This is a genomic window from Micromonospora haikouensis (genome assembly GCF_000876225.1).
GTDB classification, from domain to species: Bacteria; Actinomycetota; Actinomycetes; order Mycobacteriales; family Micromonosporaceae; genus Micromonospora; species Micromonospora haikouensis.
Map to the genome: position 1 here is coordinate 861,513 of NZ_JXSX01000001.1, position 21,000 is coordinate 882,512.

A 21,000-nucleotide genomic window follows, 5' to 3' on the forward strand; every position below is an offset into this window, starting at 1 on the left:
ATCGTTGCCGCCTTAGCTCAGTCGGCTAGAGCGACGCACTCGTAATGCGTAGGTCGACGGTTCGATTCCGTCAGGCGGCTCGGTGACGAAGCCCAGGTCAGATGGCCTGGGCTTCGTCGTTTCCGGTAGCGGTCGCACCGCCGCCCGGGCTGGGCCCTGCCGTGCGCGGCTGCCGTGCGCCGCGATCTCTCCCACCCCGGCGTGACACAGCGTGTTCTTCCGTCGAGCGCTGCCACCCCGGCCCGCTGCCTTTGCTCTGCACCCAGATGCGCAACGGCTTACCCGGAGTGATCGGCCGTTGCCTGCCGCGCTCTGCGCGAATGTACATAACTGCAGGTCGGCGCTGATGCTGCGGATATGGGTGCAGAGCAAAGGGAGCGCGAGGCGTGGGCGGGGGTGGACGCAGGGTCACGGGGAGTGGCGCTGGCAGCAAAGCCTCCGCGCACCGGCGGGCCCGGGGGGCGACGGGCTGTGGGAGCCTGTCGCGATGTCCCGTAGCCGCCTGGCGTTGTCCGTCGGGGTTCTCCTGCTCCTCGCCTCCTGCCTGCTGCCGTGCCTGCCCCTGCTGCAGGTGGCCGGGACGTCACTGCCCTATCAGGACCCGACGCCCGAGATGCTGCAACAGCACGCCGCGAACGTCGCGGCGGCCGAACGCCGGCTCGCCGTGTGCGTGGTCGTCGCCGCCGCTCTGGCTCTCCTGGGTCTGGCCGCCCTCGTCCTTGCCTATGTCTGGAGGCGGCGACGCCCGCCGGCGACGTCGGCCTAGTGGCGGTATCCGGCCCGCCGGATGCCCCCATGTCGCCGCCCCAGGTGTTCGGGCAGGTCAGGGCTTGGATAGCACTATCCGAAGCTGGGGCGTTTGCCCTGGTGAAAGCGTGATTATCTAGCTACCCTTGGGTCAACTGCCCGCCGTTGTGCACCACTTGGTCGGGCTTGTGCCTAACGGAGGGTATGCGTACTCGGTAGTCATCTGGCCCGGCTCCCAACTACCCGAAGGGAGCGCCCATGACCCGGGCCCCGGCGAACCTGATGGCCGTCCGAAGCCTGCTCCTGACCCACCTGGACGTCGACCCGAAGACCTCACGCCCGCAGGACCTGGAACCAGCGGAGGTCGGCATCGTGGGCGACGCCTCCCACCGGGGCGGCTACCACTGTGGCTCCGACCGCGTCGTGTCCGGCGACTACTCCGTGGTGGAGTCCACCCGGGACAGCTCGGGGCTGACCCTCGACGCGTCCGGCCTGGACGTCGGTGACTTCAGCGTGAAGTCGGGCGGCCGCACCCACGACCTGCGTTCGTTCTCGGTCTGGTGCGTGCAGCAGTGCACCGCCGGCACGGCCGACACGCGGGACATCAGGGAGATCATCTATTCCCCCGACGGCAAGACGGTCAAGCGGTGGGACCGGCTCGGCAAGCGCAGCACCGGCGACAGCTCCCACCTCTGGCACACCCACTTCAGTTTCTTCCGCGACTCGACCAAGGCGGGCCGGGACCAGACCCCGCTGTTCCGCCGCTACCTGACCGAAATTGGGCTGATCAGCCCCCCGACACCGGAGGACGACATGAGCGAGAAGGCCGAGAACGAAATCCACCAGGTCTACCTAGGCACGTTCTACGGCGGGAGCAGCATGGGCCGAGCCGTCGACCCCGACGGCGCCGGTCCGGCGGGGGCCAGCAACAGCCTCGTCGCCAAGCTCGACTACCTGATGGCCCGTTTGGACGGCGTCGTCGCCGGGGTCACCACCCTGCAGGGCAAGGATTGGACGGACGAGCCCGCCATCATCGCCGGGGTGCTCGCCGGCCTGTCCCCGCAGCGGCTCGCCGAGGCGCTGGCGACCGCCGGGCTCACCCCGGCGGCCATCGCGGCGGCGGTGCCGCAGGACATGGCCCGCAAGGTCGTCGACGAGTTGACCGCCCGGCTGTCGAGCTGACGTCGTGTGGACCTGGCGACTCTCGTCCCGCCCGGCGGCCTCGGTGCGGTCGGAGCCGGCGGGTTGCTCGTCATGGTCGTCCTGTACCTCCTCAACGCGAACCGGGCCGACCGCAAGGAGTACCAGGAGGCCATCGACCGGGCCGAGCGGCGCGCCGACGAGGCGGAGGTGCGCCGCTCGGCCGCCGAGGCCCGGCTCGACACCCTCCAGCAGGCTGTGGACGAGGCGCGATCCGCCCGGCGGGCGGCCGAGGACCACGCCGACTCCCTGCTGCGGGAACTGACGAGACTGCGTCCGCACGAGCCAGGCGGTGATGCGTGACCGACGAGACCCTTCAGCTACGGCTACGGATGAACCGTCTGGGCCGCCGCCGCGCGGTGATCGCCGTCGCGGCGACCGCCCTCATCGCCGCCACGATCGGCTGGTGGGCGGCGTCGATGGGGCGGCAGACCGTCCAGCAGCAGCAGCGGGCGGCCACCGCCGTGTCCGGTGCCGAGCAACTGTGCCAGCAGGTCCGGCAGCTCGGCGGGACGTGCGTCTTCGACCCGGAAGACCTGAAGGGCGTACCCGGGGATCCCGGGCCGGCCGGTCCGCCGGGACCACCAGGGGTGCCCGGCCTCGACGGTGCCGCCGGTCCCACCGGTCTGCCGGGACCGCGCGGTGAGCAGGGCCCGCAGGGACCGCAGGGGCCATCCGGCCCCACCGGTGCGGTCGGCCCGAGCGGCCCTACCGGCCCGACCGGTCCGACTGGCCCCGGTGGCCCGCCGGGGCCGCCCGGTCCGGAGGGGCCCAGGGGCGAGGCGGGCCCGCAGGGGGAGCGGGGGCCGCAGGGCGAGGCCGGGCCGGGCGGCCCGAGCGGCCCGCCGGGGCCCTGGTGCCCTGACGGTACGACCGCGCAGGTCGTCACCGTCGTCACCGCCGACGGCCCGCAGCGCATCGTCGCCTGCGTGACCGAATGAACGACCGATCTGTCCGCGACCGAGCCCCTAGGAGGGCCGTGATGCCCGAGTCCGTTCCCGTTCCCCTTCCCGCGCACGCGGCGGCGGCCTCCGAGCCGCTGCTGACCGTCGGCGGGGTCACCGCCGCCGGTGCCGCCGTGCTCAGCCTGCTGGTCGCCTTCGGGCTGCCGGTGTCGGCCGACCAGCAGACCGCGCTGCTCGGCCTGGTCGCGGTGCTCGCCCCGCTGGTCGTGGCGGTGCTTGCCCGTGGCCGGGTGTACTCGCCGGCCACCGTGGCCGACCTGCTGGCCCGCCACCGGTAGCCGCCCCGCCCGCCGGCCGGGGGAGGATGTCGGTGCCCCCCGCTAACCTGCGGCTCATGAGCGTGTCGGTGGACGGTGTCGCGAAGCTGCCCGGTGTCGAGGACGAGGCCCGGTTCTGGGCCATGGTGGAGGCCGCGTGGGAGCGGCTGGGCCCCGAGCCGGCGGCGCTGCGCCGGGCCCTGCGGGAGCGGGACCCGGCGGCCGGCGACGTCGACCCGGACGACCTCGACGAGTGGTTGGACCCGTTCGTCGACCAGCTGCGCGCCCTCGCCGCCGACCTGTCGAGCGAGGAGCTGACCGCCCTGGACCGGGTGGTCGAGCGAAAGCTCTACGACCTCGACCGCGCCGACATCCACGCCGTCACCGACGGCTCCGACGACGGCTTCCTCTACGCCCGGGGCCACATCGTCGCCCTCGGCCGCGAGTTCTACGAGGCGGTGCGGGCCGACCCCGCCCTGGCGGTCACCGACGCCGAGTGCGAGAGCATCTGCTACCTGTTCGCGCACCTGCACGACAAGCGGTTCGGCGACTGGCCGCACACCGGGTCGGGCATCTCCCGGGAGTCGTTCGGCAACGCCGACGGCTGGCGGGAGTAGTCAGAACGCGCAGTACATGACGTGCAGGCCGACCCGGCCCAGGGTCGGGTGTGCGAACGCGCCGGGCACGGTGCCGACCACCTCGAACCCGAGCCGGCGGTAGATCCCGACCGCCGCGCGGTTGGACTCGGCCACCGCGTTGAACTGCATCCCGGCGTAGCCGCGCCCGCGCGCCCAGTCCAGCGCGTGCCGGCACAGGGCCGTGCCGACCCCGCGCCCCCGGGCGTCGGCGGCCACCATGAAACTCGCGGTGGCCACGTGCGATCCCGGCCCCGGCCGGTTGGTGCCCATCTTGGCCGTGCCGAGCACCCGGTCACCGTCGACCGCCACGACGGTCCGCCCGGGCGGGCGTTCCACCCAGATGTCGTACGCCTGCCCGGCGGTCGTCGCCGGGTCGTACGTGAAGGTGTCCCCGGCCCGGACGACCTCGGCGACGATCTCCCACACCCGGGGCCAGTCGGTGTCGGTGAACTCCCGGATCAGCACGCCCGCGACGCTACCGCAGCGCGGCGCTGGTAGTGCTGGCACCACCGTGGACGGTGGTGTGCCCTGGACGACGGTCGGGCAGTGGGCGGCAATGACCCGGCCCCGGATGGTCGACATGCTCGATGCATGACGACGACGCGGAACACCACCCCCAAGCAGTCCCGCCTGATGCGCGCCACCGCGATCCTGGCGACCGCCGCAGCCGTGCTGACCGCCCCCGGGGTCGCCACCGCCGCCGGGGCCGACGGGCACCCGGCCGCGTTCGCTCCCGCCCAGCGGGGCGGCAACCCCGTGCTGGAGGACGTCGCCCGCCGGATGATGGCGGTCGGCCCGCCCGGGTACGCGGCCCGGATCGGCGACGGCCACCGGGTGACCCGCACGGCCGCCGGCCTCGCGGACATCGCCACCGGGCGACGCATGGCCGCCCGCGACCAGTTCGAGGCGGGCAGCAACACGAAGACGTTCACGGCGGTGCTCGCCCTGCAGCTGGTGGACCGTGGGCAGCTCAAGCTGGACGCGCCGGTCTCCCGGTATCTGCCGCAGGTCGTGCCCAACGGCCGGAACATCACCGTCCGGATGCTGCTCAACCACACCAGCGGCCTGTTCAGCTACACCGGCGACGAGAACTTCATGGCCTCCCTGGCGAGCGACCCGCAGCGGGTGTGGACCCCACAGGAGCTGCTCGCCGTGGCATTCGCGCACGAGCCGAACTTCGCGCCGGGCACGGGCTGGTCCTACTCGAACACCAACTACACGCTGCTCGGGATGATCATCGAGAAGCTGACCGGCAGGGGCCTGCCGGAGCTGGTGCGGCAGCGCATCGCCGCGCCGCTGGGCCTGCGGCACACCTACTTCGCCGACCCGCGCGCGGTCCACACCGGGCCCGGCTACGCCCACGGCTACGGGGTCAGGCTCGCCGGCCCGCAGCCCAGCTACGTCGACACGGCCACCTGGCCGATCGGCGGCTGGGGCGGCGCCGCCGGGGCCGTCATCTCCACCACCGACGACCTCGCCCGGTTCTTCTCCGCCGTGCTGCGGGGCGAGCTGTTCTCGGCCGAGCAGCTCAGGCAGATGACGACCACGGTCGAGCTGCCGGCGGACTTCCCCATGAAGGGCGGCTACGGCCTCGGGCTGATCAGGCTCGACTCGGCGTGCGGCACGGTGTGGGGCCACGGCGGCGACACCCTCGGCCACCACAGCATCGCCCTGGCGACCGCCGACGGCCGGCGCACCGTGGTCAGCGTCGCCAACGCGGAGCCGTTCGACGCCGAGCCCAACGCCGGCTGGGACCGCTACTACCGGGTGGCCATGGCTGCCACCGACGCGTCCGTCTGCGCGATGCTCGGCAGGCCGGTGCCGGCCTCCGTGCTGGAGGACCTGCACAGCGTGGGTGGCTGACGAGATCGTGTCGGGGAGGTGGCGGTATCCGGAGCCAGGGATACCGCCACCTCCCCGACATTCGCGTCAGCCGTAGATCTTGCGCTCGTACGCCGGGCCGTAGTAGACCTCCAGGTCCGCCAGGCTCTCCGGGTAGGTCTCGACCTCCTTGGCCAGCCGGGGCCGGGACGGCAGCGCGTCGGGCTGCCAGGTCTCCGGCCGCCACAGCTCCGAGCGGAGGAACGCCTTCCCGCAGTGGAAGAAGATCTGCTCGATCTCCACGACGATCGCCAGGACGGGCCGGTGGCCCCGGACCACCATGTCGTCGAAGAACGGGGCGTCGCGCACCAGGCGGGCCCGGCCGTTGATCCGCAGCGTGTCCGTCCGGCCGGGGATCAGGAAGATCAACCCGACGTGCGGGTTGTCCACGATGTTGTGGTAGCCGTCCGCCCGCCGGTTGCCCGGCCGCTCCGGGATCGCGATCGTCGTGTCGTCCAGGACCAGGGCGAAGCCGGGCGGGTCGCCCTTCGGCGAGACGTCGCAGGCCCCGTCCGCGCCGGCCGTGGCGACCAGGCAGAACGGCGAGGCCGCCAGCCACTGGCGGTCCCGCTCGTGCAGGGCCTGCCGTTCCTTGGTCACCGCCCGGGGCAGCGGCGCCCCCAGCAGCTCGCGCAGTTCCTCGTGTGAGGTGATCTCCACCGTCACGTCAGCCTCCCCGTAACCGTTGATCCCGGTGGCGGCCCGTGGCGGCGCTGCCCGGCCCGTCGGGTCGAGCCTAGGCGAAGCGCCGCGAGCGCGAGGTTTGTCACCCGGCGTCCCGGGTACGGCCCCACGCAGCGCCGCCGAGCCCCACCAGCAGCCCAGCCCGGAACAGCAGCCCAGCCCGCAACCGTGCACGGACCGACCGACGGAGGCCGCGATGGAGAGCCGACTCAAGGTGCTCGGGCACCCCGTGCACCCGATGCTGATCACGTTCCCCGTCGGCCTGCTGGTCACCGCCGTGATCTTCGACGTCGTCGACACCGTCGGCGGCCCGGCCTTCCTCGGCGAGGTGGCGTACTGGAACATCACCGTCGGCCTGATCGGTGGCCTGCTGGCCGCGGCGGCCGGCGCGTTCGACCTGCTGGCCATCCCCACCGGCACCCGCGCGAAGCGGGTGGGCCTCACCCACGCCGCCGCCAACCTCGCCGTGATCCTCCTCTTCGCCGCCGTCTGGGTGGTCCGGCTCAACGCCGAGTCGCGGGCCGCCGGCGGCGCGCTGATCGCCATCGAGGTCGTCGCGCTGGCCATCCTCGGTGCGAGCGCCTGGCTCGGCGGCGAGCTGGTCGACCGGCTCGGCGTCGGCGTCGACACCGACGCCGGCCTCGACGCGCCCAGCTCGCTGCGGGCCCAGGCGGCCGGCCAGCGGATGCGAGACGTGCGATGAGCCAGCAGTCCGAGGGCCGTGGCTGGCGCGGCCGGCAGCAGAGCTGGGACCCGATGGGGGAGCTCCAGTCGCTGCGCGCCGAGCTGAGCCGCCTCGTCGGCGGCGGCCGGTCCGGCCCGCCCGAGGTGGAACTGGGCGAGACCGCCGACGGCTGGGAGGTCGTCGTCCGGCTGCCCGGCGTGGCCCCCGAGGAGGTGGCCGTCGAGCTGGACGACCGGGAGCTGTGCGTCCGGGCCCGATCGGAGGCCGAGGTCAACGCCGACCAGGGCATCCCCGGCGGCTTCGAGACCCGGGGTTTCGAGTACCGCGTCGGCCTGCCCGCCCGCGTGGATCCCGACCGCATCGACGCCGTGATGGACCACGGCCTGCTCCGGGTCCGGCTGCCCCGGGCGGCCCGGCCCACCCCGCGCACCATCACCGTCGGCCGCACCGGCTACCGGGGAGCCGACGGGGGCCCGGCCCACCGGGGAGCCGGCACCGGCCCGGGCCACCGGACGAGCACCGGCTCGACGGGCACGCCCGCCCCCGTCGATCCCGCCGCCGACCGGGAGCTGCACCACCCGGACACGGCCGTCGACGAGATCGACCGGCCGTAGCGGGTCGGGCAGAGATGGTCACCCCGTCGACGTCCGGCCCGCAGGGCGGTGCCGCCGCACCGGCCGCGCTGGGTGAGCGCGTCCCCGACGTCGCGCGGATCGCCGTGCTGCGCGCCAACGCGCTCGGCGACTTCATCTTCATCCTGCCCGCGCTGGAGGCACTGCGCGCCGCGTACCCGCAGGCGGAGATCGTGCTGCTCGGCGCGCCGTGGCACGCGCAGCTCTGGCGCGACCGGCCCGGCCCGGTGGACCGGGTGCTGGTGGTCCCGCCCGCGCCCGGCATCCGTGAGCCCGGCGCGGGCGAGCCGGAGACGTCGATGGCCGACTTCCTCGCCGCCGCCCGCGCCGAACGCTTCGACCTGGCCCTGCAACTGCACGGCGGCGGGGGCAACTCCAACCCGATCGTCGGCGCGCTCGGCGCGCGGGTCACCGCCGGGCTGCGCGCCGAGGACGCCCCGCCGCTGGACCGGTGGATCCGCTACGTCTACTACCAGCACGAGGTGCTGCGCTACCTGGAGGTGGTCGGCCTGGTCGGCGCGCCGCCCGCCGGGATCGTCCCCGTGCTGGCGGTCACCGACGCCGACCGGGCCGAGGCCGACGCGGTGCTCGGCCCGCCGGGGCGGCCCCGGGTGGCCCTGCACCCCGGGGCCACCGACACACGGCGGCGCTGGCCGGCCGAGCGGTTCGCCGAGGTGGCCCGCGCCCTGGCCGGCGACGGCTACGAGGTGCTGGTCACCGGCACGCCCGCCGAACGCGACGTGGTGGACCGGGTGGTCGCGGCGGCCGGCGTGCCGGTGCGCCCGCTCGTCGGCGCGCTCGGCCTCGGCGGGCTCGCCGCCTGCTACGCCGGCTGCGCGCTGGTGGTCTCCAACGACACCGGCCCGCTGCACCTGGCCGCCGCCGTCGGCACCCCCACGGTGGGGGTCTACTGGATCGGCAACCTGATCAACGGGGGGCACCTGCTGCGCGGCCGGCACCGCCCGATCGCCTCCTGGACGGTGCGCTGCCCGGTCTGCGGCGTCGACTGCACCCCCGGGATCTACCCGCACCGCCCCGGCGACGGCGAGTGCCCGCACCGGGACTCGTTCGTCGCCGACGTGCCGGCGATCGAGGTGCTGGAGGCGGCCCACGACCTGCTGGCCGGGTAAGGAAGGCCCCCTGTTGACGCATACGGTCGAGAAGGGTCCCCTGCTCACACCCGCTCGGGGGAGTCGGCGAGCACGACCTCCCACGCCTCGACGTCCCGCTCGGTGACCGTGGTCGGCGACTCCAGGTGGTAGGCGCCGCTGGGCAGGACGCCCGCGCCGCCGTGGCGCTCCAGCACCGCGAGCTGGGCGGCCACGTCCTCGCCCTGGTGGTTGGGCTGCACCCGCCGCCAGAAGTCGAAGCCGCCCGAGTCGACCAGCGCCGCCCGGTCGTACAGCACGCACCCGCCGACCCAGGAGACCTTGTACGCCCGCCACGCCCCCGCCGGCAGGCGCAGCCCCGCGGTGACGTGCAGCAGGTTCGCCGCCGAGTGGATCGACGCCCGCTGCCACTGCGGCGTGCCGGGGCGGACCCGCTCCGGCACCGGCCGGCCCGCCCACTCCTCGTAGTGCCGGTGGGTCTGCGGCCGGACGTCGTCGACGTACGACAGCCCGTGCACCGCGTTGCCGACGAAGCCGCAGCCCAGCTCGCCGATCGCGGTGACCAGCCGGCGCAGGGTCCCCGGCTCCAGCCAGACGTCGTCGTCGAGGCAGAGCACGTAGCGGGCGACCGAGGCGTCCAGCAGGTACGCCCGGTGCTCGGCCAGCCCGCGTCGGGGCAGCCGCCGGGTCAGCAGCACCGGGTGGCCCCGGTGGCGCAGCGCCCGCACCATCGTCGCGGCGGCCGGATGGGCGTACGCGGGGTCCCCGTCGGACTGGTCGCTGACCACCACGCCGAACCCGGCGACGCCCTCCTGGGCGGCCAGTCCGGCGAGGGTGACCGCCAGCTCGGCGGGCCGGTTGCGCGTCGGGATCAGCACGTCTAGCTGCCGCTGGCGGCGGAACCCGTCGGCCGTGCCGGGGTCGAGCGGTCGGCCGACGCCATCCGAGGCGGAGGCACGCGGTCGGTCGACGCCACCCGTGCCGGGGTCGGGCGGTCGGTTCACGCCGGCCGGCCCGGCACCGACGCCGTGGAACCGTGGGCGTCCACCTGCTCCGGCTCGCCCGGGACAGCCGATCGGCCGCGCGCGTCCACCCGCTCCGGCCCGCCCGGCACGGTCCCGTGGCCGTGCGCCCGGATGCGTTCGATGATCGCGGAGGTGGACCGGTCGGGCACGTACCCGAGGGTGCGGACCTGCCCGCCGAGCCGGCGCACCAGCGGGGCCTCCGGCACCATCTCCGGCGGGTAGTCGCCGCCCTTGACGTACACGTCGGGGCGGACGACCTCGATCAGGCCCGCCGGGGAGTCCTCCTCGAAGATCACCACGTGGTCCACGCAGGCCAGGGCGGCGAGCAGCGCGACCCGGTCCTCCACCGGGTTGACCGGCCGGTCCGGGCCCTTCAGCCGGCGTACGCTGCCGTCGGAGTTGACCGCCACCACCAGCAGGTCCCCGAGGGCCCGCGCCTGCTCCAGGTAGCGCACGTGCCCCGGGTGCAGCACGTCGAAGCAGCCGTTGGTGAAGACCACCGACCGGCCCGCGCCGCGCTGGGTCTCCACGATGGCCGCCAGCTCGTCCGGGGCCACCAGCACGGGGTGCCCGGCGTCGTCGCCGCGCGCGCCGAGCGCGCGCAGCAGGTCCTCCCGCCGGCACACGCAGGTGCCGGTGTCGGACACGGTGATGGTGGCGGCGAGCTGGGCGAGCTGCGCGGCGGTCGGCAGGGGCGCGGCGGCGGCCAGCGCCAGCGTCATCGCGGCCAGGTAGGCGTCCCCCGCGCCGACGGCGTGGCTCGCCGGGACCGGGGTGCTGTGGCTGCGCCGGGAGGCGCCGTCCGCGCCGCCGACCACCGCGCCCTCGGTGTCCAGGGTCACCGCGACCACGTCCGCGCCGGTGTGCGCGCGCAGCTCGGCGAGGCGGGCCTCGGCCAGCACGGCCCGGTCCACCCCCTCGCCGGCGAGGGCGCTCACCGTCACGCCGGTGCCGGTGACGCTGAGCCCGTCGCCGGTCATCGCCACCCGGTCCTCGCCGGGCGTCGGCTCGCCGGTCCCGCCCGTGGGCGGGCCGAGCGGCACCCCGGCCGGCGGCGGCGCGGCCCCCGGCACTCCGGCCGGTGCGGCGACCGCCGGGGATCCCGCCGCGCCCGGCGCGGTGCCCACGCTCAGCTCCGAGGGGCCGTCCGCCGGGTCGGCCGCCGGGTGGTCCAGGTGCAGGTGCGAGTCGGTACGCGAGGCGGCGCGGGCGAGCAGCCGGGTCGCCTCCGCGAAGCTGGGGGTGACCACGGTCGGCGCGAGCCCTCGCCAGTCGGCCAGGTCGTGGGCGTCGAGGGCGATCGTGGCGTACCGGTCGCGGGCGGCGACCAGCCAGGCGCGTACGGGCGCGGGCAGCGCGCCCAGCCCGTAGTCGCAGACCACCAGGGTCGGCGCCTCGCCCCCGGCGGCGGCCCGCAGCTCCTCGGTGGCGCACTCCAGGGCGGTGAGCAGCCGCTGCACCCCGTCGCCGTCGAGCGCGTCGTCGGGGTCGCCGGAGTCCTCGCGCAGCAGGATCTGGTTGCCGGCGAGCATCCGCCGCTTCACGGGAGTGTGCCGGCCGGGCTGGGCGACGGTGCGGTCCCAGACCCCGGCCCGGTCGAGGCAGTCGTGCAGCTCGTCCCCGGCGACGTCCGCGCCGACCGGGGCGACCAGCACCGCCCGCCCGCCGAGGGCGGCCACGTTGACGGCGGTGTTCGCCGCCCCGCCGGCCGCCGAGATGCGCCGGCGCAGGGTGAGGACGGGGGCCGGGGCCTCCCGGCAGAGCCGGTCGGACTCGGCGAACCGCCACTCGTCGAGCATGGCGTCGCCGATTACCAGCACGGGGCGGCCCAGCCAGCTCTCCACGACGGTGGCGAGCCGGCGCTCTTCCGCTGCTGCTCCTGCCATGCCACCCCGGGTCCCCCGGCCCTGCGGGATCAAACCTGGGCCGGTTTCGCCGCGGCGGGCCCGGGAACCGTCCAGGGGTACCCCCGAGAGGAGAGACACGACATGGCAGGCACGACACTGCAGGGCAAGCGGATCGCCTTCCTGGCCACCGACGGCGTGGAGGAGGTCGAGTACACCCGGCCGCGCGAGGCGGTCGAGAACGCCGGGGCGACGGCGGAGCTGGTCTCGCTCAAGCCGGGCAAGATCCAGGCATTCGACCATCTGGACCACGGCGGGACGTACGACGTCGAGGTGACCGTCGCCGACGCGGACGCCGGCCGGTACGACGGCCTGGTGCTGCCCGGCGGGGTGGCGAACCCGGACTTCCTGCGCACCGACCCGGACGCGGTCCGGTTCGTGAAGGCGTTCTTCGACGCCGGCAAGCCGGTCGGGGTGATCTGTCACGGCCCGTGGACGCTGGTCGAGGCGGACGTGGTGCGGGGCCGCCGGATCACCTCGTGGCCGAGCCTGCGCACCGACCTGACGAACGCGGGCGCGACCTGGGTCGACGAGCCGGTCGTCACGGACGACGGGCTGGTCAGCAGCCGCAAGCCGGACGACCTGCCCGCCTTCTGCGCCAAGATCGTCGAGGAGTTCGCCGAGGGCCGCCACTGACCCGCCGAGGGCCGCCACCGACCCGCCGAGAGCCGCCAACGACCGGATCCGCCTTCTTCCTCCCGCCCGGCCCGCATGATCCGCGCCGGGCGGGAAAGAAGGCGGGATGACCACGCAAGAAAGCCCGGTGTTGAACCCCCGGCAGCTACGCCTGCTCATGTTCGGCCTGATGACGGGCATGCTGCTCGCCGCGCTGGACCAGACCATCGTCGGCACGGCGCTGCCCACCATCGTCGGCGAGCTGGGCGGGATCGACCACTACTCGTGGGTGGTCACCGCCTACCTGCTCGCCTCCACCGCCTCCACCCCGTTGTACGGCAAGATGGCCGACCTGTACGGCCGTCGCCCGGTGTTCCTCTTCTCGATCGGGACGTTCCTGCTCGGCTCGCTGCTGGCCGGGCTGTCGCAGGACATGACCCAGCTGATCGTGACCCGGGGCGTGCAGGGCCTCGGCGCGGGCGGCCTGATGACGCTCGCGTTCACGATCATCTCGGACGTGGTGTCGCCCCGGGAACGCGGTCGCTACCAGGGCCTGTTCGGGGCGGTGTTCGGCATCGCCTCGGTGGCCGGGCCGTTGGTCGGCGGCTACTTTGCCGAGGCCAACTGGCGGTGGATCTTCTACCTGAACGTGCCGCTGGCGATCCTGGCCATCGTGGTCTGCTACCACGTCATGCGGCTCATCCCGTTCCAGCGGCGGGAACACGCGATCGACTGGCTCGGGGCGGCGCTGCTGGTCGCCGGGGTGAGCTGCCTGCTGCTCGCGCTGAGCTGGGGCGGCAACTCGTACGCCTGGGGCTCCGCCGTGATCGTCGGGCTGTTCGTGGCCGGGGCGGTGCTGGGCGGGCTGTTCCTGCTCCAGGAGGCGCGGGTCGCCGAGCCGATCCTGCCGCTGCGGCTGTTCCGTAGCCGGACGTTCGCGCTGGCCAACGGGGCCGGCTTCGTCCTGGGCCTGGTGATGTTCGGGTCGATCATCTTCATCCCGCTGTATCTCCAGATCGTCAAGGGCGCGTCGCCGACCCGCAGCGGCCTGCTGATGCTGCCGATGATGGCCGGCATCATCGTCACCTCGATCCTCACCGGCCGGGCGATGACCCGGATCGGCCGGTACAAGTGGTTCCCGGTCGCCGGGTCGGTGGTGCTGCTCGCCGGCATGCTGCTGTTCACCCGCCTGGCCGTCGACACGTCGTTGTGGGTGGCGTTCGGCTACCTGACGGTCATCGGCGTCGGGCTGGGGCTGTCCATGCAGTCGCTGATCCTCGCCGTGCAGAACTCGGTGGGCCCCCGGGACCTCGGCGCGGGCACCTCCTCGGCGACGTTCTTCCGGTCGCTGGGCGGCTCGTTCGGGGTGGCGATCCTCGGGGCGGTGCTGTCGTCCCGGCTCGCCGACCAGCTCGCCGCCCGGATGCCGGCCGCGCTCGCGCAGCTCCCGCCGCAGCAGCGGGCGGCGGTGCTGGCCGGCGGCGGGAACAACGTGTCGATCAACGACCCGGCGACGATCCTGGCCCTGCCCGGCCCGGTCCGCGCCGCCATCCAGGCCGCCTTCGTGGAGTCGCTGCACCTGGTCTTCCTCACCACCGGGCTGGTCGCCGTCGTGGCGGTGCTGGTGACCCTGGCGCTGCCGAACGAGAAGCTGCGCGGGGCCGGGCCGCGCGGCGCGTCGGGCGGGGCCGACCCGCTGGGCGGGAAGGCTCCCGCCCCGGGCGGCAAGCCGCTGGCGAAGGAGTCGCGGGACGAGGCCGCCGCCGAGATGGAGGCCAAGAGCCAGACGATGCTGTGAGCCCCGCCCCGCCCCTTCCCGGGCGGGCCGGGGCCGGGCGGCCGGACCCGGGAGAATCCGGCGGCTACTTCAGGATCATCCGGTTGGCCTGCTCGAAGACGTCCAGGTCGGCGAGGGTCTCGGTGACGGAGGCCGACAGCGGGGCGGGGAACCGGTCGCGGTGGAAGAAGCCCGCGTCGGTGGTCTCGTCGGTGGCCCGGACCAGCTCGCCGTCCCAGTCCTCGACGCGGAAGGCGACGGTGAAGACCTGGTAGGTGTGGCCGTACATGTTGGTGGTGATCCGGTCGGGGCCGGTGTAGAGGGCAAACGCGCCCACCCGCAGGGCGCGCAGCCCGGTCTCCTCGCGCACCTCGCGCACCGCGCAGTCGGCGATCGACTCGCCCAGCTCCATCGCCCCGGCCGGCAGGGCCCACTGGCCGTTGTCGGAGCGCCGGATCAGCAGCACCCGGCCGGCGCTGTCGCGGACCACCGCGCGAGCGCCGACGAACATCAGGGTGCGGTCACCGGCGAGGGCGCGAAGCTGCCCCACGTACGAGTCGGCCCAGGAGATGCTCACCCGGACAACCTAACGGGGGTTCCCAACGGATGACCGCCGACACTAGCTTGTTACCCATGCGTAGCACGATGATGGACGCTCCCCTCCAGGTCGCCCGGATCCTCGAACACGGCGCCACGGTGCACGGCACCGCCGAGGTGGTCACCTGGACCGGCGGCGAGCCCCGTCGCATGTCGTACGCCGAGGTGGGGCGGGCGGCGGCCCGGCTGGCCCACGCGCTGCGCGACGAGTGCGGGGTGACCGGCGACGAGCGGGTCGCCACGTTCATGTGGAACAACAACGAGCACCTCGTGGCCTACTTCGCGGTGCCCAGCATGGGCGCGGTGCTGCACACGCTGAACCTGCGGCTCTTCCCCGACCAGGTCGCCTACATCGCCAACCATGCGCAGGACCGGGTGGTGCTGGTCGACTCGACGCTGATCCCGCTGCTGGCCCGGGTCATCGGCGACCTGGCCACGGTGCGGCACGTGGTGGTCGTCGGCGGGGGCGACCCCGCACCGCTGGTGGCGGCGGCCGGCGACCGGATCGCCGTACACCACTGGGACGCCCTGCTGGCCGGCAAGCCGGAGGTCTTCGACTGGCCGGAGGTCGACGAGCGCGACGCGGCCGCCCTCTGCTACACCTCCGGGACCACCGGCAACCCCAAGGGGGTCGCCTACTCGCACCGGTCGATCTACCTGCACTCGTTGCAGATCTGCATGCCGGAGGGGTTCGGCCTCGGGCCGACCGACCGGGAGCTTGCCATCGTGCCGATGTTCCACGCCATGTCCTGGGGGCTGCCGTACGCGGCGTTCCTCTCCGGCGCGTCGCTGATCATGCCGGACCGGTTCCTCCAGGCCGCCCCCATCGCCGCGATGATCGCCGCCGAGCGGCCCACCCTGGCCGGCGCGGTGCCGACCATCTGGAACGACCTGCTGGCCTACCTCGACGAGCACGACGTGGACACCTCCTCGCTGAAGGAGGTCATCGTCGGCGGCTCGGCCTGCCCGCCCGCCCTCATGCACGCGTTCGACGAGCGGCACCACGTCGACGTCATCCACGCCTGGGGGATGACCGAGATGTCCCCGCTGGGCTCGGTCGCCCGGCCGCCGGCGGGGGCGACCGGCGAGGACGCCTGGCGCTACCGGTACACGCAGGGCCGCGTCCCGGCCGGGGTCGCCGCGCGGATCGTGGGTCCGCTGGGCGAGCCGCTGCCCGCCGACGGGGCCTCCGTCGGGGAGCTGGAGGTCCGGGGGCCGTGGGTGACCGCCCGGTACGTCGGCGACGACGCCCCGGACGAGGAGAAGTTCCGCGACGGCTGGCTGCGCACGGGCGACGTCGGGACGCTGTCGCCCGACGGGTACCTCACCCTCACCGACCGGGCGAAGGACGTGATCAAGTCCGGCGGCGAGTGGATCTCCTCGGTCGAGCTGGAGAACGCCCTGATGGCCCACCCGGCGGTGCTGGAGGCCTGCGTGGTGGGCGTGCCGGACGAGCGTTGGGACGAGCGGCCCCTGGCCACGGTGGTGGTCCGCGAGGGCGCCGAGGTGACCGCCGAGGAGCTGCGCGACTTCCTGGCCGGTTCGGTGGCGCGCTGGCAGCTGCCGGAGCGGTGGGCGTTCGTCGACGCCGTGCCGAAGACCAGCGTCGGCAAGTTCGACAAGAAGGTCGTCCGGTCCCGGTACGCCGAAGGGGGCCTGAATGTCCGGGAGCTGACAACGCCGTAACAATTTCAGGCGCACCGTCGCCTGAATGGGCAGGGATGTACTCCTAGACCTCCCTCCCCCCAAGGGCGGCCCCGGCGTTCGCACCGCGCCGGGGCCGCCCGCCCAGGGGCGGTTCACCCGCCCCTCCATTCTTGCGAAACTTGTTCGGCTCTGTCCTGGCGACGGGGAAAACAGCCGGTGAACGCGCCCCGTTCGGTGCCGGTCCGGTCGGTGGCCGTCCTACCCGGCGCTCGCCTCCTCGGTGGTCGTGACCAGCACCTTGCCGACCACCGAGTTCTCCACCGCCTCGTGCGCCGCAGCCGTGGCCGCCAGCGGGTGGTGGTGCAGCGGCAGCCCCGCCGCCTCGCCCACCCGGATGCCGCCCTGCGCGGCGGCCGCCGACACGTCGGCGACGGCCTGCGCCTTGGCCACCGCCGGGGCGGTGTAGACCAGCACGAACTGCCAGCGGGCGTTCGGGGCCATCAGCGGCCGGATCGGCAGCGTCACCTCGCCCCCGCCGTCGTCGGCGTAGACGCAGACCGCCCCGCCGGCCCGCAGCAGCTGCACGTCGGCCGCCGCGTTGCGCGCCGCCGACACCTCGACGATCGTGTGTACGCCGTCCGGTGCGATCTTGCGGACCTCCTCGACGACGTCCTGCTCCCGGTAGTTCACGACGAACGACGCGCCGGCCGCCGCAGCGAGGTTGGCCTTCTCCGCACTGCTGACCGTGGCGACGACGGTGGCGTCGGCCCAGCGGGCGAGCTGGATCGCCGCGTTGCCGACCGCCCCCGCCCCGCCCTGCACCAGCACGGTGTGGTCGGCCAGCGCCCCGGCGTGCAGCTTGCCCGGCATCATCTCCCCGGCGGTCAGGCAGCGGTGCGCGGTGAGGAACGGGATGCCCAGGGCCGCCCCCACGTCGAAGGAGGCGTCGCCGAGGGGCACCGCCTGCCGGACCGGCACCACCGTGTACTCGGCGGCGGTGCCCCACGGGCGCTGCCAGGCGGCCTCCCAGAGCCACACCCGCTCGCCGATCAGGTTCCGGTCGACCCCCGCCCCGACCGCCTCGACCACCCCGGCGCCGTCCTGGCCGGGCGTCTGCCAGCCCGCCGGCGGCGGCGAGGCCCGGCGGGCCTTCCAGTCGGTCGGGTTCACCCCGGAGACGGCCACCCGGACGAGCACCTCGCCGGGCCCCGGCTCCGGCACCGGCCGGTCCACCAGGCGCAGCACCGAGGCGTCGCCGTTGCTCTCGTACACGATCGCCCGCATCGCCGTCTCTCCTCACCCTCGCCTGCGGCGGGCCCGTCGCGGGCCCGTCCCCGGTCCGCTACCCGGGTGATCTCGCTTCATTCCGATCCCGCCCGCCACCGGAACCGTATAACCAGGTACACGGAGGTAGGGGAGTGCTGATGCGGGACAAACCGGTGGTGGGCGCGCTGCCGCCCCCGACGGGCCGGACCGGGCCGGACGCGGGCCGGGCGAGGCTGGACGCGGGCCGGGTGACGCCGGAAGCGGTCCGCGCCGACCCGCCGCGTGACGAACCCCGGCCGGCCCCCGACGACCCGGCCGGGCGGCGGCTGCCGTGGACGAGCCGGAGCCGGGCGATCTGAGCCCGCAGGGCCCGGCGGCCTACGCGGCCGGCTTCAGCACCACCTTCGAGTAGCCCGCCTCCCGCTGGTCGAAGCGCTGGTACGCCTCCGGCGCGTCGGCCAGCGGCAGCTCCTTGCTCACCACGAAGCTCGGCTTCGCCCGCCCCGCCATGATCAGGTTCCGCAGGTACTCGTTGTACGACTTCACGTTGGCCTGCCCCGTCCCCATCCGCAGGCCCTTCTCGAAGAACTTGCCGACCTTGAACACCAGCTCGCCCCGGCCCGCCCGCTCGTCCGGCGCGCCCGGGTCGTGCGCCAGGTACAGCCCGACCACCCCCAGCGACCCCGTCGGCCGCACGACGTCCACCAGGCTGTTCAGCACCGCCGCCGGGTGCTCCTCGCCGCCCGCCCCGGACGCCTGGTAGCCCACCGCGTCCACGCCCCGGTCGGTGCCGACCCCGTCGGTCTGCTCCCGGATCTGCTCGACCGGGTCGCCGGCGGTGAAGTCGACCGGGATCGCGCCGATCGACTCGGCCAGCCGCAGCCGGTCCGGGACCTTGTCCACCAGGAACACCTCGGCCGCGCCCATCAGCAGCGCCGAGTACGCGGCCATCAGCCCCACCGGTCCGCCGCCCATCACGGTGATGTTCTCGCCGGGGCGCAGCCCGGTCATCGCCACCCCGTGGTATCCGGTCGGGAAGATGTCGGCCAGCATCGCGAAGTCGTTCTCGTGCTCCGTGCCGGGCGGCAGCCGCAGGCAGTTGAAGTCGGCGAACGGCACCCGCAGGTATTCGGCCTGCCCGCCCCGGTACGGCCCCATCGCGACGTAGCCGTACGCGCCCCCGGCGAAGCCCGGGTTGACGGTGAGGCAGAACCCCGTCTTCCCCTCCCGGCAGTTGCGGCAGAACCCGCACGCCACGTTGAACGGCATCGACACCCGGTCGCCCTTGCGGATGTGCACGACCCCCGGCCCGACCTCCTCCACCACGCCCATGTTCTCGTGGCCGAACACGATGCCCGGCTCGGCCAGCGTGCGGCCCTCGTACATGTGCAGGTCCGAGCCGCAGATCGCGGTCGTGGTGATCCTGACGATCACGTCGTTCGGCGCCTCGATCCGCGGATCGGGGACCTCGTTGACCGCCACCTCGTGCGGCCCCTGGTACACCACAGCTCTCATGCCACCGACGGTAGGCGGGCAAGCCGGGTGAAGGCCGCGATTCAGGCAGACCGGCCGCCCGGCCCGCATGGCCGGGCTGCCCGCGCGGTCAGCCGAGGTCGGCGACGACCTCCGGGGTCAGGTCACCCACCGCCGGCAGCACCACGGCCGCGAGCGCCTCGGCGTCCGGATCCAGCGGGTACGCCCCGTGCGGCACCGCCACCACCCGCATCCCCGCCGCGGCGGCCGAGCGCACCCCGTTCGAGGAGTCCTCCACCGCCACGCAGCGCGCCGGATCGACGCCGAGCCGCCGGGCCACCTCCAGGTAGACGTCCGGGGCCGGCTTGCCCCGCTCGGTCTCCTCCGTCGACAGCGTCGCGCCGAACGCCTCCGTGAGCCCCGTCGCCGCCAGCGCGGCCGCGATCAGCCGCGTCGGCGAGGAACTGGCCAGCCCCAACGGCCACCGCGCCGCCAGCCGGCGCACCACCTCGTCGGCCCCGTCGATCACCGGTACGCGCTCGGCGTACCGCCGGCCCATCTCGTCGACCACCTCGACGGCGACCTGCTCGGCCGTCCGGTCGACGCCCAGCTCGCCGCTGAGGTAGCGGGCCCACTCGCCCGTGCTCATCCCCATCAGCCGTCGCTGGGTGTCGGGCTGCCAGGTGCCGCCGTGCGTCGCCACGTACGCCCGGCGCACCTCCTCCCAGACCGGCTCGGAGTCCACGATCACGCCGTCCAGGTCGAAGACCACCGCATCCGCCACGGCACCATCCTGCCCGAGCCCTCACCCGCCCGCGCTTCGGGGCGGCCCGCTACCGGCCTCGTCGGCGGCCGGTGGCCCGGCACCGGTCGCACGTGGCCGGACCCGGCGGCACGGCCGCGTGTGTCGCCACCCGGGGTGTCAGGCCGGCAGCGGCGGCAGGCGGATCGGGTTCTCCGGCGGGATCACCGTGTGCCCGGCCCGGGCCAGCGGCTCCAGCAGCTCCCGCAGCCGGTCGGTGCGCTCCGCGCCGAGCGCCTGCCACGGGTGCAGGGCGGCCACGTCGGTGGCGTCCTCCACCGCCCGGAACTCCGCCCGGCCGTGCTCGGTCGGCTTCCCGTCCCCGGTCAGCCAGCCCCGCTCGGCGAGCCGCCCGGCCGCCGCCTCCCACTCCTGCGGCGACCAGCCCCGGCCCAGCAGGTTCAGCTCCGGCATGCCCTCGGCGACCCGCCAGGCGAGCGTCTCCACCGGGTCCAGGCCGGCGGCGACCAGCGCCGCGATGTGCCCGTCGCCCCGGTGCTCCCGCAGCGTCGTCGCGGCCTGCCACAGCCGGGCCAGCGGGTATTCGGCGGCCGGCAGGGCGGCGTTGGCCGCACCCAGCACCCGGCCCTCCGGCCGCGCCGCCCCGGCGGCCTCCTCCAGCAGCTCGGCGGCCTCCGCCAGGTGCCGCTCCGGCAGCTCGTACGCCAGCTCCGCCAGCGCCTGCACGGCACCGGTGAGCCGGGCCCGCAGCGCCTCGGCAGGCGTCACCAACTGCCACACCGCCGGCACGGCCCGCGCCACCACGGGCGGGGCGAAGCTGAAGAACGCGGCCACCACCGGGGCGGCCTCCACGGCGCCCAGCGGGGCGGCCCGGCCGGCGAAGTAGCCCCGCCAGAAGCCGCGCAGCCCGACCGCCTCGAACGCCGCCCGCGCCCGGGGATGGAAATAGGTCACGGTGTGCACCGGCTCGAAGTGCGTCCACATCAACCGGGCGATCCCCGGATCGTCCAGCGCCGCCACGTGCACCTCCGCGTCGATGGGGTCACCGTGCGGCGGGCGGGACCGCCCACGGTGACCCCGAACCTACTGGTCGTAGGCGACGGGAAGAAAGACTGTTGTGAACTACCGCACCAGG

Annotated in this window: 23 protein-coding genes and 1 tRNA gene; 15 read left to right on the forward strand and 9 right to left on the reverse strand. The window is 74.5% G+C overall.

The window, feature by feature from the left end; all coding sequences use genetic code 11:
• Positions 1–6: 6 nt before the first annotated feature.
• The 7 genes from TK50_RS03890 to TK50_RS03920 all read left to right on the forward strand — a co-directional run bounded on the left by TK50_RS03890 (position 7) and on the right by TK50_RS03920 (position 3,786).
• Positions 7–80: transfer RNA gene (locus TK50_RS03890), tRNA-Thr, on the forward strand.
• Positions 81–487: 407 nt separating this feature from the next.
• A complete protein-coding gene (locus TK50_RS03895) occupies positions 488–766 on the forward strand; it encodes a hypothetical protein (RefSeq protein WP_144420154.1) in 279 nt (92 codons plus the stop codon).
• Between the two features lie 239 nt (positions 767–1,005).
• Positions 1,006–1,929, forward strand: coding sequence for a hypothetical protein (locus TK50_RS03900; RefSeq protein ID WP_043961505.1), 924 nt, complete (start codon positions 1,006–1,008; stop codon positions 1,927–1,929).
• Positions 1,930–1,935: 6 nt separating this feature from the next.
• Complete coding sequence (locus TK50_RS03905) at positions 1,936–2,250, forward strand: hypothetical protein (protein ID WP_043961506.1); 315 nt, start codon at positions 1,936–1,938, stop codon at positions 2,248–2,250.
• Complete coding sequence (locus TK50_RS35360) at positions 2,247–2,888, forward strand: hypothetical protein (RefSeq protein WP_277814335.1); 642 nt, start codon at positions 2,247–2,249, stop codon at positions 2,886–2,888. Before TK50_RS03905 ends, TK50_RS35360 begins: the two co-directional genes overlap by 4 nt.
• A 41-nt stretch (positions 2,889–2,929) precedes the next feature.
• The gene (locus TK50_RS03915; protein ID WP_077935728.1) at positions 2,930–3,190 is read left to right on the forward strand and encodes a hypothetical protein; all 261 of its coding nucleotides are present in this window, start codon (positions 2,930–2,932) and stop codon (positions 3,188–3,190) included.
• A 56-nt stretch (positions 3,191–3,246) separates the two neighbouring features.
• On the forward strand, positions 3,247–3,786 hold the full coding sequence (locus tag TK50_RS03920) for a DUF4240 domain-containing protein (protein WP_043961508.1): 540 nt from the start codon (positions 3,247–3,249) through the stop codon (positions 3,784–3,786).
• Here the strand turns inward: TK50_RS03920 and TK50_RS03925 are convergent, their stop codons facing one another.
• Positions 3,787–4,272 (reverse strand): GNAT family N-acetyltransferase, encoded by a 486-nt coding sequence (locus TK50_RS03925; RefSeq protein ID WP_043961509.1) that lies wholly within the window; start codon positions 4,270–4,272, stop codon positions 3,787–3,789. It abuts the gene before it with no gap.
• A gap of 126 nt (positions 4,273–4,398) precedes the next feature.
• On the opposite strand from TK50_RS03925, the gene TK50_RS03930 reads away from it, so the two are divergent.
• Complete coding sequence (locus TK50_RS03930) at positions 4,399–5,670, forward strand: serine hydrolase domain-containing protein (RefSeq protein ID WP_052503599.1); 1,272 nt, start codon at positions 4,399–4,401, stop codon at positions 5,668–5,670.
• A 66-nt stretch (positions 5,671–5,736) separates the two neighbouring features.
• Here TK50_RS03930 and TK50_RS03935 read toward each other — a convergent pair whose 3' ends face one another.
• On the reverse strand, positions 5,737–6,354 hold the full coding sequence (locus TK50_RS03935) for a pyridoxamine 5'-phosphate oxidase family protein (RefSeq protein ID WP_043961510.1): 618 nt from the start codon (positions 6,352–6,354) through the stop codon (positions 5,737–5,739).
• Positions 6,355–6,568: 214 nt separating this feature from the next.
• Here TK50_RS03935 and TK50_RS03940 point away from each other — a divergent pair, with 214 nt between their 5' ends.
• The 3 genes from TK50_RS03940 to TK50_RS03950 are packed head-to-tail and all read left to right on the forward strand — an operon-like array spanning position 6,569 to position 8,819.
• The gene (locus TK50_RS03940; RefSeq protein ID WP_043961511.1) at positions 6,569–7,075 is read left to right on the forward strand and encodes a DUF2231 domain-containing protein; all 507 of its coding nucleotides are present in this window, start codon (positions 6,569–6,571) and stop codon (positions 7,073–7,075) included.
• Positions 7,072–7,671 (forward strand): Hsp20/alpha crystallin family protein, encoded by a 600-nt coding sequence (locus TK50_RS03945; protein ID WP_043961512.1) that lies wholly within the window; start codon positions 7,072–7,074, stop codon positions 7,669–7,671. Before TK50_RS03940 ends, TK50_RS03945 begins: the two co-directional genes overlap by 4 nt.
• Before the next feature lie 14 nt (positions 7,672–7,685).
• A complete protein-coding gene (locus tag TK50_RS03950; protein ID WP_043961513.1) occupies positions 7,686–8,819 on the forward strand; it encodes a glycosyltransferase family 9 protein in 1,134 nt (377 codons plus the stop codon).
• Between the two features lie 44 nt (positions 8,820–8,863).
• On the opposite strand, the gene TK50_RS03955 is transcribed toward TK50_RS03950, so the two are convergent.
• Both TK50_RS03955 and rfaE2 read right to left on the reverse strand, forming a co-directional pair.
• Entirely contained in the window at positions 8,864–9,676 is an 813-nt protein-coding gene (locus tag TK50_RS03955; RefSeq protein ID WP_043963770.1) for a glycosyltransferase family 2 protein, read from the reverse strand.
• A gap of 122 nt (positions 9,677–9,798) precedes the next feature.
• Positions 9,799–11,709: a D-glycero-beta-D-manno-heptose 1-phosphate adenylyltransferase gene (gene rfaE2 / locus TK50_RS03960; RefSeq protein WP_043961514.1), complete on the reverse strand. Its 1,911-nt coding sequence runs from the start codon at positions 11,707–11,709 to the stop codon at positions 9,799–9,801.
• A 102-nt stretch (positions 11,710–11,811) separates the two neighbouring features.
• On the opposite strand from rfaE2, the gene TK50_RS03965 reads away from it, so the two are divergent.
• Both TK50_RS03965 and TK50_RS03970 read left to right on the forward strand, forming a co-directional pair.
• Positions 11,812–12,363 (forward strand): type 1 glutamine amidotransferase domain-containing protein, encoded by a 552-nt coding sequence (locus TK50_RS03965; RefSeq protein ID WP_043961515.1) that lies wholly within the window; start codon positions 11,812–11,814, stop codon positions 12,361–12,363.
• Positions 12,364–12,469: 106 nt separating this feature from the next.
• Positions 12,470–14,140: an MDR family MFS transporter gene (locus tag TK50_RS03970; protein WP_043961516.1), complete on the forward strand. Its 1,671-nt coding sequence runs from the start codon at positions 12,470–12,472 to the stop codon at positions 14,138–14,140.
• A 64-nt stretch (positions 14,141–14,204) separates the two neighbouring features.
• Here the strand turns inward: TK50_RS03970 and TK50_RS03975 are convergent, their stop codons facing one another.
• Positions 14,205–14,696: an NUDIX domain-containing protein gene (locus tag TK50_RS03975; RefSeq protein WP_043961517.1), complete on the reverse strand. Its 492-nt coding sequence runs from the start codon at positions 14,694–14,696 to the stop codon at positions 14,205–14,207.
• A gap of 56 nt (positions 14,697–14,752) precedes the next feature.
• Here TK50_RS03975 and TK50_RS03980 point away from each other — a divergent pair, with 56 nt between their 5' ends.
• Positions 14,753–16,402 (forward strand): fatty acid--CoA ligase, encoded by a 1,650-nt coding sequence (locus tag TK50_RS03980; protein ID WP_043961518.1) that lies wholly within the window; start codon positions 14,753–14,755, stop codon positions 16,400–16,402.
• Between the two features lie 219 nt (positions 16,403–16,621).
• Here the strand turns inward: TK50_RS03980 and TK50_RS03985 are convergent, their stop codons facing one another.
• Positions 16,622–17,647 (reverse strand): NADPH:quinone reductase, encoded by a 1,026-nt coding sequence (locus TK50_RS03985; RefSeq protein ID WP_043961519.1) that lies wholly within the window; start codon positions 17,645–17,647, stop codon positions 16,622–16,624.
• Between the two features lie 140 nt (positions 17,648–17,787).
• Between TK50_RS03985 and TK50_RS03990 the strand changes: the two genes are divergently transcribed.
• On the forward strand, positions 17,788–17,988 hold the full coding sequence (locus TK50_RS03990; RefSeq protein WP_144420155.1) for a hypothetical protein: 201 nt from the start codon (positions 17,788–17,790) through the stop codon (positions 17,986–17,988).
• A 19-nt stretch (positions 17,989–18,007) separates the two neighbouring features.
• Here the strand turns inward: TK50_RS03990 and TK50_RS03995 are convergent, their stop codons facing one another.
• The 3 genes from TK50_RS03995 to TK50_RS04005 all read right to left on the reverse strand — a co-directional run bounded on the left by TK50_RS03995 (position 18,008) and on the right by TK50_RS04005 (position 20,849).
• Positions 18,008–19,144, reverse strand: a complete 1,137-nt coding sequence (locus TK50_RS03995; RefSeq protein WP_043961521.1) for a glutathione-independent formaldehyde dehydrogenase — start codon at positions 19,142–19,144, stop codon at positions 18,008–18,010.
• Between the two features lie 88 nt (positions 19,145–19,232).
• Complete coding sequence (locus TK50_RS04000) at positions 19,233–19,886, reverse strand: HAD family hydrolase (RefSeq protein ID WP_043961522.1); 654 nt, start codon at positions 19,884–19,886, stop codon at positions 19,233–19,235.
• Positions 19,887–20,024: 138 nt separating this feature from the next.
• Complete coding sequence (locus TK50_RS04005; protein ID WP_043963772.1) at positions 20,025–20,849, reverse strand: SCO6745 family protein; 825 nt, start codon at positions 20,847–20,849, stop codon at positions 20,025–20,027.
• Positions 20,850–21,000: the final 151 nt, after the last annotated feature.